This is a genomic window from Neobacillus sp. PS2-9 (assembly GCF_030915525.1).
Classification (GTDB): domain Bacteria; phylum Bacillota; class Bacilli; order Bacillales; family Cytobacillaceae; genus Neobacillus.
The window spans coordinates 4,495,142-4,508,347 of sequence record NZ_CP133269.1; the positions used below are offsets into that span (position 1 = coordinate 4,495,142).

Here is a 13,206-nt window from a genome sequence, read left to right on the forward strand (position 1 = left end):
TTTCTTTGCAAAAAGGCATAAAGTAGTAGTAGATGATCGCAATTTGGAGGGAGAGATAAAAATGTTACAACGTCCTTTAACTAGTGAGTATCCTGAATATTATGTACCCTATGTGAATCTGGTTCCCGAAGGAGACCTATTAGCGATTTTAAGTGAGGATCTAAAAAGTACGATTGAACTTTTTGACGGTATTTCGGATGAAGATGGGCATTTTCGTTATGCCCCAACTAAATGGAGTATCAAAGAAGTTCTCGGCCATATGACAGATACCGAAAGAATTATGAGTTATCGCCTGCTTCGTATTGGCCGCGGTGACCAAACGGCTTTAGCGGGGTTTAATGAAAATGATTTTGTAGAAGGCTCTCAAATTAACAAGCAATCTATCAAAGATATACTTGAGGATTTTATAGCGACACGCAAGGCTACGATTACTTTAATTAAAAACATGCCTGCTGAAGCCTGGGGCAACAAAGGCAATGCCAACAATACGGAAGTGACTACCCGTGCCATCGGCTACATAATTGCAGGTCATGCCATTCATCATAAAAAAATTATTAACGAGAGATACCTTACATCAAAAAAATAGGTAACATGAAATAAGCAGTCGGAGTATTGCCCGACTGCTTTTTCTATTACTCATATACTTATACCCACCACATTTGTGAAACAGGCTCTTCAATTAGAACAGATTTTAAATTCACAACTGCTCGCTTAAAGCCTTCTTCAATGGACATGATAGGATCCTCATGTTCAATGCTGACCACATAATCGTAGCCATAGGTGCGGAGTGCACTCATCATGTCAGACCATTCCTTCAAACTATGGCCACATCCTACGGAACGAAAACTCCATGCACGTGAACGCACTTCCCCATATGGCTGCATATCTGTTAAACCATACATATTTACATTTTCTTGGTCAATATACGTATCTTTCGCATGGAAATGATGGATGGCATTTTCTTTTGCTAAAATTTTAATCGCAGCCACAGGATCGATTCCCTGCCACCATAAATGACTTGGATCCAAGTTGGCCCCAATCGCATCACAGGTTTCTTCGCGCAACTTCAACAGCGTGTATGGAGTATGAACTAAAAAGCCGCCATGAAGCTCGAGGCCAATTTTCACCTGATGTTCCTTCGCATACTGGCCTACTTCCTTCCAGTATGGAATCAACTTTTCTTCCCATTGCCACTTTAACACGTCTCCATATTCGTTAGGCCAAGGAGTCACCGGCCAATTAGGAAACTTGGCTTCTTCATGGTCGCCTGCAGTACCAGAGAAACAGTTTACCACTGGAACTCCTAACAAGGATGCTAGTTTAATTGTTTTTAAAAGTGTCTCGTGAGACTGCTTCGCGAATTCTTTCTCAGGAGAGATAGGGTTTCCGTGACAGCTAAAGGCACTTATCGTTAACCCTCGCTCTTCGACTTTTCCGATATATGCCTTCCGTGCTTCTTCACTTTCTAATAACGGGTCTAAATCGCAATGGCTGTTTCCTGGGTAGCACCCAGTTCCTATTTCAACGGCATGAAGGCCTGCCTTTTTTACGGTATCAAGCATATCCTCGAACGATTTTTCAGCAAATAATACGGTAAATACACCTAGTTTCATTGGGAAATCCCCTCTCTAAAAGATTCACTACTTTCATAGATTCGATCAATAATTTGAGAAACTTGAAGCGCCTCCTCTGGCTTGACAACCAATTCTTCCAATCCCAGACATGCTTGGATAAAGTTTTTTGCCTGTGGCAGTCCAAGATTCTCTTCACCTGGAATCCAAGCAGCTTGGCTATTTAGCAGCATGCCATTTTTAGTGGTATAAAGCTCAAATGGAAACACACTTAATCCGCCATCCACTCCAGAGATGCTTAGATGTTCCTTGTCGTCATTGATGTTTGCCGCCCATGAAGTTTCAAATAGCATCGAAGCACCATTTTCAAACTGAGCATACGCTGTGACATGGTCATCGACATCAAACGTTTCATGATTAAACTCGCCCCATTGATTCACTTGATTCGGCATTTTACTTAACGTGTTATATGTGGTGCCTGACACCATTGTTTGTTTGGGATTTCCCATTAGCCATAAAGCGAGATCGAGGAGGTGACAGCCATAGTCAATCAGACTTCCGCCTCCTTGAAGATCTTTATTCGTAAACACACCCCAGCCCGGCACTTTCCTGCGTCTTAAAGCCTGAACTCTGACTACAAGTGGTGTACCTACCTCTAGCATGGCCTTCTTTGCTGCCTGAGCTTCCTTCATGAAACGATAATGATAAGCGATCGCTAGAACCTTATCCGCTTTTTTTGAAGCAGAATTCATTGCTTCACATTCCTCCGCACTTAGTGCCATCGGCTTTTCACATAGAACATGAACACCTGCTTCGAATGCAGCAATGGAAATCTCCGCATGAAATTTATTTGGTGTACAAATACAAACGGCATCTACTTCTGAAAAAAGGTCCTGATAGTTCTCACACACATGAGGAAATTGATGTTTTTCAGCGGTTTCTTTTGCACGGTCCACATTTACATCACTGAGAGCTGTTATTTCACATACGTCACTAAGCTGTAAAAAAGCAGGGATATGACGGCCCTGTGCTATACCGCCAACCCCTATAATGCCAATTCGTAGTTTTTTCATCGTTCTCTCACTCTTACAATCTGTTTCGTTTCATTTGACTCGAGCGCAGCCAAGATGACATTTAAAGACTTCATGCCTTCCTCACCAGGTACAGGAGGCTCTTGATTGTTCACAACAGCATTAACAAATAGATCAATTACACGCGAGTTGTTTTGACCGCCATCTTCATTTGACTGGATCCTACCCAACTGGTAATTGACCACCTCACCATTCTTATATTGAACAACTAGCGAGTTAACCGGGTCATCCTCTAAACGAAGAATCGCTTTTTCACCATAAATAATCGTCGAATTATCTTCTTTGCTTACATAAGCCCAACTGGCAGCAAGCGTTCCGATGATCCCGCTTTCCGTTTTTAAAATACAAACCGCATTGTCATCCACATCCGCAAATTCCTTCGCACTTGTTTCTACGAAAGAACCCACTTCAATAATCTCTTCCCCTAGTAGATAACGCAGTAAATCCGTTTTATGCACACCTAGATCGCCCATCGCTCCAACAAATGCTTTTTCCTTTTGGAAAAACCAGCTTTCTTTTCCGTCCACACTCCAACCTTCAGGACCACCGTGTCCAAATGCTGTACGGAAGCTATAAATACGCCCGATTTCTCCACTTTCAATGAGCTTACGTGCTTTTTGATGTGACGGTACAAAGCGTTGATTATGAGCAATCATTAGCTTATTGCCGCTTTCCTTAGCAGCGGCAATCATAGCTTCTGCTTCTTGTTTTGAAGTAGCCATAGGCTTTTCACAAAGGACATGAACCCCGGCCTTTAAAGCAGCAATGGAGATTGACGCATGAAGGTAGTTTGGTGTACAAACACTAACAGCGTCTACTCCGCCGGCATTCAATAACTCTTCATAACTCGTATAAGCTTTAGCTCCAAATTTCTCCGCCACTTCTATCGCACGCTCTTCATTGATATCACATACCGCAACAAGTTCTACGTTTTTATTTGCTTTATATTCAGGTAAATGACGATGCTGGGCAATACTGCCGCATCCGATGACAGCTACACGTAATTTTCCCATGATTATTTTCCTCCTTTAATCACTTCTAATGGCTTGGCATTTCCGTAAACTGGACGTTCGCGTTTCACTGGCTTAGCCCATTTAACCGCATTGCTAATGACACGCTGAATTTCTTTGTTATGATAAGTCGGATAGGTTTCATGTCCTGGACGGAAGTAGAAAACCTTACCGTTTCCGCGCTTATACGTACAGCCGCTGCGGAATACTTCTCCACCTTCAAACCAACTGGTAAAAATCAGCTCATCTGGCTGCGGGATATCAAAGTGCTCTCCGTACATTTCTTCTTTTTCAAGTTCGATATATTCTGAGATTCCTTCTGTGATAGGATGGCTTGGACTTACAACCCAGAGCCGTTCCTTTTCATCTGCTTCCCTCCATTTCAGATCGCAGCTTGTTCCCATTAATGTTTTAAAGATTTTTGAAAAATGGCCAGAGTGGAGAACAATGAGTCCCATGCCATCAAGGACGCGATGCTGCACCTTTTGCACAATTTCATCTTTTACTTCGCCGTGTGCGAGATGTCCCCACCAAACTAACACATCTGTATTTGCCAGTACTTCATCTGTTAAGCCATGCTCAGGTTCATCTAATGTAGCTGTTCTAGTGTTGAAACCTTCCGCTTCAAGAAATGCGGCAATTGCACCGTGAATTCCATTTGGGTAAATATCTCTAACCACAGGGTTTTTCTGTTCATGTCGGTTTTCATTCCATACTGTTACGTTTAACATCTATAACGACTCCTTTTTACTTTTATAAAAATAAATTATTTAGACGTCAGCTTTTCTTTTAAGTAATTTAGACTTATTTCAATGCTTTCAAACGGGGTCCGGCGGCTGAAATCCTGCTCGATGATCCACCAGTCTACACCAGCGTCCACTCCTAAATTGAGTGCGCTTTCAATATCAACCCCACCTGTTCCAAGTTCAGAAAAATATTGTTCCTCATCTGTTGTCATATCTTTTAAATGGATGAGAGGAGTACGATTTCTGTATCGGTTCATCCACGCCACTGGCTTTTCACCAGCTTTGGTCAGCCAATAAACATCTAGTTCTGCCTTCACGTTTGCGGCATTAGTATCTTCAAATATGGATTCTAACGCTGTCCTTCCGTCAGAGAGTCGTTCTAATTCAAAATCGTGGTTATGATAGCAAAGAGTAATGCCTTCTTGACGACACTTTTCACCCGCTTGCTCTAAAAGAAGAATTAATGCATGATAATCTTTTTCTGTCCGACGTTCGGGTAGGAGGTAAGGACAGACAACATATTTGCTACCTAGTAGTTTTTGGTCTTCTATTACTTGTTCCAAATTCGACTCTAAGTCCTCAAGAGGCACATGGCTTGCTGCAGCTTGAAGCCCCAATTCATCCAAGACCTTTTTTACTTCTCGAACTGGTAATCCACCGTATCCAGCAAATTCCACCCCGTTGAATCCAAGCTCTGCCACTTTCCTTAAAGTACCAACAAAATCCACTTCAGATTCTTCCCTTAAGGTGTACATTTGGACAGCAATTGGTATAGTTATTGTCAATCTTATCCCTCATTTCTGCCAGCTATTATATTACTTATTTGATACCATCATATATGATGTACCTTAAAATAAACATTAACGATATAATCAAAACATCTACTATTTTGCTATTTGTTTTTTTAAGGAGTGGAACGATGAGCTTGAAGATCTATTTCTGCGGATATTCCTACCATACACAAGGGTATTATTCTCAGCATAAATCGGGATTTCCTGGATACCTTTTTCGACTACAAACGGAAGGTTTCTGTGAAGTAGTCGTAAAAGGAAAACGAAGGACTCTTGAAAAGGGTGACCTTTTGATTATTCAACCAGGTGATTATTATGAGTTATTAGTTGAGGCCGGCCAAAGCAGCGCGGATTACCATTTATCATGCAAAGGGGACTGGGTGGATGAATGGTGGGAACGTTCGGCAAAGCTTACGATCTCTAAAATAGATTTGGACGAAAAAACAATGGCTCTCTGGCGTCATCTAAGTGTGGAGGAACGCCGGCCGTCATCTGAGGAAAATAAGGAGCTTTCTGAATACCTACTCAGAGCACTTTGTTTATCCTTAGAACGAGCAGTTAATGAAACGGCTCCCTCCTTTAATAGGCCCTATACAGTTACACGAATGATGCGCTTTATTGAAGAGCATGCAACAACCTCCTTTAAAGTAGAAGAAGTGGCGAAGCACGCTGGTCTTAGCGTTTCTCGCTCAGTTCATTTGTTTAAAAGCAGTGTTGGAAAAACAATGATTGAGTACGCCCTCGAAGTCCGTTTGTCTGCTGCGATGGAGCGAATGAAATACACCACGATGACACTTGAGCAAATTGCCGAGGATTGCGGTTTCGGATCCTACCCATATTTTCATAGAGTATTTCAAAAAAGGTATGGAATAGCTCCCGGGGCGTATAGGAGGCAAGATAAATAATAATATATTTGAAATTTTCATTTGCGAACAAATGTTCTTTGTCTTGTAATTTAATTATGGGCAATAATAGAAGCTATGTTTATATATTTGACCATACATAATAACCCAAGGAGCTGGTGTTAAATGACAGTAAGATTAATTCCCTATTTAGTCATGGACGGAAATGCGAAAGAAGCCATTCAGTTTTACGAAAAGGCTTTAGATGCACAGGTTCTTTTTAGTCAAAGTTTCGGTGAAATGCCTGAAAATCCTGAATTCCCTCTGCCTTCTGAAGCAAAGGATCGTATTAGCCATGCAACGATCAAAGTAGGGGAAACGGAAGTAATGCTGTCTGATACGTTCCCAGGTCAGCCCCATCAAATTGGAACACAAGTCACTATCTGCATTAGCACGAACGATGCAGAAAAAGCCAAGAAGTTTTTTGAAGCATTGACGGAAGATGGTCAAGTGGGTATGCCATTACAAGAAACCTTCTTCAGCCCAGCCTACGGGATTGTAACAGACAAGTTCGGTGTTACCTTCCAAATTTTCACTGAAGGCAGACATTAGATCTTTTTATGCTTTAACAAAAAAAGACTCAACTTGCATCGATAAGATACAGTTGGAGTCTTTTTTTTAGCTCTTTTCTTATACGTTGTTGCTCTCTGTCAATTTTTGTTCCTAATTTAAAAGTAACTTCTGACAAGGTTGATAAATTTTTGGTCAACTCTGTCAGAACATGAGCCAACTTCTGACAGGGTTGATGAATTCTAATATTAATAACGCCAAACTTCGCGAAAACTGCCTTTTTTTCATTTGTTTGTTTAGAATTCTTCGGATAAGTTAACTTCTACACCAAAATGGTCAGATACAACCATTCTATTGACATTATTAAAGATTACCTTTGAATAGTCTACCTGAACAGGCTTATTAGCTAAAATTAAATCAATTCGTAAATCTTGCTTGTTGTTGCTCCAACCTGCAATTTTCCCTTTGACGGTAATTCCTTCATCTTTATCATCCGTCATTTGGTATGTATCATAAAGACAATGGTTGATCAAATACTCATAACCCTCTTCCTTTAGAGAAGCATCGTTATTAAAATCACCCATGAGATAAACGGTCTGATCCAAATTTATTTGCTGCAGCAGCTTGTCCACTTGCCCTTTAAAGGGTTCCTCTTCATCGTGCCACCACCCCATATGACAGGAATAAAAGGTTAGTAATTTGTTATTGTAGGAAATGGTTGCTCCAACAATTCTACGTGTTTTCCAGTTAGTAGCGTAATCTACACTGTCGGAAACGAAGAATGAGTGCTCCTTAACGATTGGATGCTTCGTTAGAATGGCAACGCCTTCCTCATAGGTGCCATTTTTAATATAGTGGGATACATCCCACACTAAGAAATATTCAGCGACATCCAGCTTTTCTAACTCTTGTAACAAAACATATACATAATTGTTTTTCTTAACTTTCCCGTCCACATACTCCGCTTCAAGTCCTTGACTTACCTCTTGCAATGCAATGACATCATATGATTTTTCCTTAATGGTTTGTGCCAAGTATTTTATCTTTTCTAATTGATTTTCCTCATGCCATGAATGGCAATTTAAAGTTAAAAGTCTCATTTATGTATTACCTCGATGTTTTTTTAAAATATTTTATCACTACCATCTAAAGTTGGAAATAAACTTGAGAAACTCTATTTGTTTTGAATGTTCATATTTCATAATCGCGTGGGTGTTAGCTTCAGGCAATTTGATAGATTCACAATGTACTTCAATCAATCTGCCTTCTAATAACTCTCTTCTCACAGTAGAGGTTGGCAGGAAGGACACTCCTAACCCCTCAATAATAAACCTTTTGGTAATGTGCACCTGTGACACCTTCATCATTCGAACACTTGGATACTTACTTTTTACCACTCTTGAAAGAAGATCCCAATAACCTGGATGATTGTGAGTTAACAGATAATTGGTTGTTAACACTTCTTCTTCATCTAAGGGAGGTGCTGATTCTGAGTCTCTCCCATCGTGTGGGGCAACTAATATTACGTTATCTTTAGCTAAAAGCTTACAAATCAAACTCTGATTTGTACTGTTCAAACAAGACAGCCCCAAATCTACTTCTTCCTTTAAGACAGCCTGTTCAATTTCAACAGATTCAATAATTTTGACAGAAATCTCCACTTCTGGATACTGCTTTGTATAGCTTTTTAATACGTAAGGTAAAATCGTATCAGCGATTAGAGGTGATATACCAAGTGTTAACTTCCTTGTGTATCCTTGAGTAAAGGTATTCAAATCCTCGAGACCATGCTGATAAACCTCCAGCAATCTCTTCGCGTGAATCAAATATCGTTTACCTTCCTCGGTCAGTTTAATTTTTCTTCCCTCTCGATGAAATAAAAGAATACCCAGCTCTTTTTCCAGCTGTTTTATATGAACCGTTACAGAAGGTTGTGAAATGAATAATAGTTCTGCCGTTCTTCTAAAATTCCCACAATCTGCTGCCGTAACAAATGTATTAAGCCACTGAAACTCCATACCCACTGCTCCTTATTAAAAATAGTAATCAATTACTTTAAAATTATTCAATATTCTTAATTATGTTTATTTTATAGAATATAGTAATCAAAGGGAAGAAGGAGTGATTGGATGTTGCACAAAGGTTTGAAAGGAATTGTTGCTGCGGATACAGCCATTAGTCATATAGATGGAGAAAATGGTCAACTCATTTATAGGGGATATGAAATCAGGAGTCTTACACAAAAATACTCCTTCGAGGAAACGGCCTACCTCCTTTGGTACGGGGAATTCCCCAATGCCGAACAGCTAGGAATTTTGAAAGATAGGATGAGAAATGAACGGGTTCTCCAAGACAATATTAGGCAAATAATTGATCTGCTGCCACCTTCCATGGATATGATGAGTGTCATTCGGACGGCAATTTCAGCAGAAGGCGGTAATTCTGATTATACCTGGAAGCCCACTCTACCACAGGCAATAAGATTAACCTCTCTTGTTCCGACAATTATTGCCTACCGGAAACGAAAGCTCGAAGGTAACACGTTTGTTCCTCCGCGGATGGATTTAGATCATGTGGAAAATTATCTTTATATGCTTTCTGGACACCTTCCACTAGCTGCACATGTGGAATCTCTTGAGACCTATATGATTTTAACTCTTGAACATGGTATGAATGCTTCTACTTTTTCAGCGAGAGTGACAGCTTCAACGGAATCAGATATCGTATCAGCCGTCACTTCTGCAATAGGTACGATGAAAGGACCGCTTCATGGTGGTGCCCCGTCAGGAGTCATTGAGCTTCTAAATGAAATAGCTTTAGTTGGTGATCCTGAAAGTGTGTTAAAGGAGAAGTTAACTAAAGGAGAAAAATTGATGGGGTTCGGACACAGAGTTTATAAAACTCATGATCCGCGAGCTATTTCCTTAAAGAGTAAACTCTTAGAGCTTGTTGGTAAAGATGACTGGTTGGACCTAGCGATGAAGGTAGAAGAAACCGCGGTGAAGGTATTGGCTGAAATCAAACCGGGGCGTTCCGTTTATACAAACGTGGAGTTTTACGCTGCCGCCATCATGAAAGCCATAAACATGGAAGCAGAGCTTTTCACCCCAACCTTTACCGCAAGCAGAATGGTGGGATGGACAGCTCATATCCTAGAACAGGCAGAAAACAATACTATCTACCGCCCTCAATCAAACTATGTCGGAGCACTCAAATAAAATAGACTGGAAATCTTCCAACCGTTTTTCACTCTTTTGTATGATTCCGAAAGAGTCTCAGTCCGATTCCTTGAGGAATAAGGTTTAAAATACTTACTATGAGTAGCAGGGTGTCTGGCGAAAGCGGCTTGAAGTATCCCTCTCCGGTTCCGATTAGGGTTTTAGTATAATAATAGGAAACGGCAAATGATAGGAGATTCCCAGCAATAAGGACAGCAGGTCGATTAGAAAACCTTGCACAAAAACCTAACAAAAGAATCATTATTATCATGAAACCTTATCCAACCATTGATCCCTTGGTGTAATCTTGATACATCGAGAAAAATGCATAAGGAAAACCATATATACAGACAAGAATGATACCCATTGCAAAGCGTTTCATAAACCAACAACCTCCCGTAATTTAATTCACCACTTTACTTTTTAGTGTAATTTTACACTAATACCCGGGAGTTTCAAGTTAATCTATGACAAATAGGCTACAAAAAAACTAATCAAACGTTTGATTAGTTTTTTTAGCCTAATTTAGTTCGTGTAGCAGCTGGTTGATATTTTTTCATCGGTCCCTTTTCAAGCACTTCTTGGAGATAGAGGTTCCCTTTCGGACTTGTTTTCTTTAGCAAATCCATCAAGTATGTAATATCATCTAGTGCCCTATGTGTTTGATACTCTGTAATGTCATGTGCTTGCAATAAAGTCAGAAGTTTGCCGTTTGAAAAACCATAATTTTTCCATGGTACCCCTCTCATCGTACAATACCACTTCAGATCATTAACCTCTGGATACATATGATAAAGAAAGCTCCGGTCAAAAGAAGCATTATGGGCAAATACAGAGTCTGCACGATGAAAGTACGTTTTTATTTTCCCATCAAGAAAGGTTTTTCCTTTTACTAACTCATAAGGAATTCCGTGAACACGATACGCAGTATCATAATTATTCCTTGCAGAACGAGAAAGCGGTTCACGTAAAAAAGAGTCCTCTTCAATAATATCGATAATCTCCCCTGAATCCGTTCGATAAGAAAACAGCTTCAAGGCTAATTCAATAACCTCATCCTTGGTAGGACCTAAACCTGTTGTTTCAACGTCCACAAGCAACCCAAGCTTTTCTAAACTATGCAAAATGATCATCCTTTTTCCATTCTAATGTTAATCCTATTATAACAGAGGATACTGGGCTGTCCTATCACTATCCATTTAGGAACCTTTTTCCATTCCGGCAAGAAATGCTTGAATAATCATTAACAAGCTTTCATCCAAATCCAAAGAAAGTTTAAATCCACCTTTTTGCTCTAGGGAAGAAAAACCATGTAAAATACTGCGCAATCCTCTTACGGCATGCAAAGCCCGATCTTCCTCTAAACGATAGGCACTTAATACCCTTACTGAAAGCTCCACTATTTTTGCTCCTGCTTGCTGCACCTCCACATCTTCTGGATCAGGTGCGAGTAGGGTTGCCTCATAAACGCCAGGGTGCATCCGCGCAAAATTTACATATGCCTGGCTCATGGCTAGTACCGCTTCGGTGCCTGACACCCCAATCGCCGCATGAGCCATTTCCGCATACAGCCGGTCAATGCCATAAATGGCTAATTGCTTCCTAAGGCCCGGTAAACCCTCAAAGTGATTATATAAGGAAGGAGGGCGGATATTTAGCTTTTTAGCCAGGTTTGCAAGTGTAACCTCTTGCATTCCCTGTTGATCCGCCAGCTTCCCTGCTGCTTCAAGTATCGTTGTTAAGTCCAGTGCTACTTTTGGTCTTGGTGACATCGTATCTGCTCTCCTATCCGATCTTCTGCTCTAAATGTTGAATGGCCCGTTCCATAACTGGTACAGGATTTTCTACCATTTCTCCGTGCCCAACTGCAAGAAGAGTTGGTTCGTAACTCACTAATTTCTTTGCACTGGCAAGTGCCGTCCGCTTACTCCATGTACCAAAGGCAGGGAATGGGAACAATGGTTTTATATCTCCTGCCACTGCCACTCCACCTCTTGTTTGGAAAGCATCCCCTGCAATTACTGCCTTAGTCCGTAAGTCTAAAAAAGATAAAGATCCCGGTGTATGGCCTGGAGTTTCGATTGCTGTAAGTGACCCAATCAGGTCCCCTTCCTTCAATAATACATTTGCTCTTGTCTTCAACTTCTTTGGAACTCCACCTTTTATCGGTGTGGCTTCTTCGTGTGAATCAAGCGTGCGGTCGCCATTCATTAATCGATGATCGCGTATGGAGATATAAACCGGTACCTCAGCCAGCCTTTCTTTAATTGCATCCAATGCTCCGACATGGTCCTCATGTGCATGCGTCAATATAATCTTTGTAATGGGTTTCCCGATTTTCTCAGCAGCCTGAAGAATCCCCTTTGCACAGAAACCAAGTGCCGCATCAATCAACGTTAATCCTTCCTCTTCCTCCACTAAATAGCAATTGACTGGAAAAAAATTGGCCATAAACGTAACTTGATACAGGTATCCGTTTTTAATAATTCTCATTTCGCCATCCCCTTTTAACTAATATCATTAGTTTTATTTTAACTAATATTATTAGTTTTATCAATAGGTTTTTCATTTTTTTGGAAAAAATATTTCATCTATAAAGTTGTTAAAAAAGTGTTCAAAACTTTATTACAAATATGTGAAAGACTGAACAAATTACCCTTAATTCGAAACAAATATGATATATTAACAATGTACTTAATATATAAAACTTATTAACAAGGAGTGTTTCACATGCTAGTAAATTGGTTAAGAGAAAACAAAGTTGCTGCAGGAATTTTGACAGTTCTTCGCTTATATATCGGTTACTCTTGGATAACAGCTGGTTTCCACAAGTTAGCCGACGGTTTTGATGCTTCTGGTTATTTAAAGGGAGCGATTGCTAATCCGGTAAAAGGACCAGATGGCGCTTTGGTTTATGGATGGTATGTGGACTTCTTAAAACATTTTGCTCTTCCAAACGTTGATATCTTTAATACAATTGTTCCACTCGGTGAATTTTTAATAGGTCTTGGACTTCTTCTTGGATGCTTAACAACTGCTGCTATGTTCTTTGGTCTTGTGATGAATTTCTCTTTCTTCTTAGCTGGAACTGTATCTCATATTCCAACAGACCTTTTCATTGGAGCGATCATCTTATTTTCTGGTTACAATGCAGGCCGCATCGGTCTTGACCGCTGGGTAATTCCATTTATTCGCAAAACTGTTTTTAAAGGTAATAAAACTGTTAAAGCAACGGTTTAACAAATTATATTTCTAAATACACAAAAAGGACACTATGAACGAAAGTGTCCTTTTTGTGTATTTCCATTTAGGCTTTGTTAAAATTGCCTGTTGATTTCCGCTCCAGGCACTTCGCTTTCCGTGGGTG

The 13,206-nt window shown here is 40.2% G+C and carries 15 protein-coding genes; 5 read left to right on the top strand and 10 right to left on the bottom strand.

From position 1 onward, the window contains the following. Positions 1 to 61 precede the first annotated feature (61 nt). A complete protein-coding gene (locus RCG25_RS22460; RefSeq protein ID WP_308081036.1) occupies positions 62 to 586 on the top strand; it encodes a DinB family protein in 525 nt (174 codons plus the stop codon). A gap of 58 nt (positions 587 to 644) precedes the next feature. On the opposite strand, the gene RCG25_RS22465 is transcribed toward RCG25_RS22460, so the two are convergent. From RCG25_RS22465 to RCG25_RS22485, 5 genes are read right to left on the bottom strand one after another with little or no spacing between them, the layout of a single operon-like run. Next, positions 645 to 1,613 (bottom strand): sugar phosphate isomerase/epimerase family protein, encoded by a 969-nt coding sequence (locus RCG25_RS22465; RefSeq protein WP_308081037.1) that lies wholly within the window; start codon positions 1,611 to 1,613, stop codon positions 645 to 647. Then, on the bottom strand, positions 1,610 to 2,644 hold the full coding sequence (locus RCG25_RS22470; RefSeq protein WP_308081038.1) for a Gfo/Idh/MocA family protein: 1,035 nt from the start codon (positions 2,642 to 2,644) through the stop codon (positions 1,610 to 1,612). The genes RCG25_RS22465 and RCG25_RS22470 overlap by 4 nt, the downstream gene beginning before the upstream one ends. Next, positions 2,641 to 3,675, bottom strand: coding sequence for a Gfo/Idh/MocA family protein (locus RCG25_RS22475; RefSeq protein WP_308081039.1), 1,035 nt, complete (start codon positions 3,673 to 3,675; stop codon positions 2,641 to 2,643). The genes RCG25_RS22470 and RCG25_RS22475 overlap by 4 nt, the downstream gene beginning before the upstream one ends. Positions 3,676 to 3,677: 2 nt before the next feature. Then, positions 3,678 to 4,403 carry a ThuA domain-containing protein gene (locus RCG25_RS22480; protein ID WP_308081040.1) on the bottom strand — a complete coding sequence of 242 codons (726 nt, stop codon included), beginning with the start codon at positions 4,401 to 4,403 and terminating at the stop codon, positions 3,678 to 3,680. Between the two features lie 35 nt (positions 4,404 to 4,438). Next, positions 4,439 to 5,173: a sugar phosphate isomerase/epimerase family protein gene (locus RCG25_RS22485; RefSeq protein WP_308084255.1), complete on the bottom strand. Its 735-nt coding sequence runs from the start codon at positions 5,171 to 5,173 to the stop codon at positions 4,439 to 4,441. A 164-nt stretch (positions 5,174 to 5,337) separates the two neighbouring features. On the opposite strand from RCG25_RS22485, the gene RCG25_RS22490 reads away from it, so the two are divergent. Both RCG25_RS22490 and RCG25_RS22495 read left to right on the top strand, forming a co-directional pair. After that, positions 5,338 to 6,114 carry a helix-turn-helix domain-containing protein gene (locus RCG25_RS22490; RefSeq protein ID WP_308081041.1) on the top strand — a complete coding sequence of 259 codons (777 nt, stop codon included), beginning with the start codon at positions 5,338 to 5,340 and terminating at the stop codon, positions 6,112 to 6,114. A 123-nt stretch (positions 6,115 to 6,237) separates the two neighbouring features. Continuing rightward, positions 6,238 to 6,663 (top strand): VOC family protein, encoded by a 426-nt coding sequence (locus RCG25_RS22495; RefSeq protein WP_308081042.1) that lies wholly within the window; start codon positions 6,238 to 6,240, stop codon positions 6,661 to 6,663. 254 nt (positions 6,664 to 6,917) lie between these two features. Here the strand turns inward: RCG25_RS22495 and RCG25_RS22500 are convergent, their stop codons facing one another. Together RCG25_RS22500 and RCG25_RS22505 are read right to left on the bottom strand one after the other, a co-directional pair. Further along, the gene (locus tag RCG25_RS22500) at positions 6,918 to 7,721 is read right to left on the bottom strand and encodes an endonuclease/exonuclease/phosphatase family protein (protein ID WP_308081043.1); all 804 of its coding nucleotides are present in this window, start codon (positions 7,719 to 7,721) and stop codon (positions 6,918 to 6,920) included. Positions 7,722 to 7,760: 39 nt separating this feature from the next. Next, positions 7,761 to 8,639, bottom strand: coding sequence for a LysR family transcriptional regulator (locus RCG25_RS22505; RefSeq protein WP_308081044.1), 879 nt, complete (start codon positions 8,637 to 8,639; stop codon positions 7,761 to 7,763). 111 nt (positions 8,640 to 8,750) lie between these two features. On the opposite strand from RCG25_RS22505, the gene RCG25_RS22510 reads away from it, so the two are divergent. Continuing rightward, entirely contained in the window at positions 8,751 to 9,839 is a 1,089-nt protein-coding gene (locus RCG25_RS22510; protein WP_308081045.1) for a citrate/2-methylcitrate synthase, read from the top strand. A 515-nt stretch (positions 9,840 to 10,354) separates the two neighbouring features. Here the strand turns inward: RCG25_RS22510 and RCG25_RS22515 are convergent. The 3 genes from RCG25_RS22515 to RCG25_RS22525 form a co-directional block, all read right to left on the bottom strand. Beyond that, positions 10,355 to 10,972 carry an exonuclease domain-containing protein gene (locus RCG25_RS22515; RefSeq protein WP_308081046.1) on the bottom strand — a complete coding sequence of 206 codons (618 nt, stop codon included), beginning with the start codon at positions 10,970 to 10,972 and terminating at the stop codon, positions 10,355 to 10,357. Between the two features lie 66 nt (positions 10,973 to 11,038). After that, on the bottom strand, positions 11,039 to 11,611 hold the full coding sequence (locus RCG25_RS22520) for a TetR/AcrR family transcriptional regulator (RefSeq protein ID WP_308081047.1): 573 nt from the start codon (positions 11,609 to 11,611) through the stop codon (positions 11,039 to 11,041). 13 nt (positions 11,612 to 11,624) lie between these two features. Next, on the bottom strand, positions 11,625 to 12,332 hold the full coding sequence (locus RCG25_RS22525; protein WP_308081048.1) for an MBL fold metallo-hydrolase: 708 nt from the start codon (positions 12,330 to 12,332) through the stop codon (positions 11,625 to 11,627). A gap of 237 nt (positions 12,333 to 12,569) precedes the next feature. Between RCG25_RS22525 and RCG25_RS22530 the strand changes: the two genes are divergently transcribed. Then, the gene (locus tag RCG25_RS22530) at positions 12,570 to 13,079 is read left to right on the top strand and encodes a DoxX family membrane protein (protein WP_308081050.1); all 510 of its coding nucleotides are present in this window, start codon (positions 12,570 to 12,572) and stop codon (positions 13,077 to 13,079) included. Positions 13,080 to 13,206: the final 127 nt, after the last annotated feature.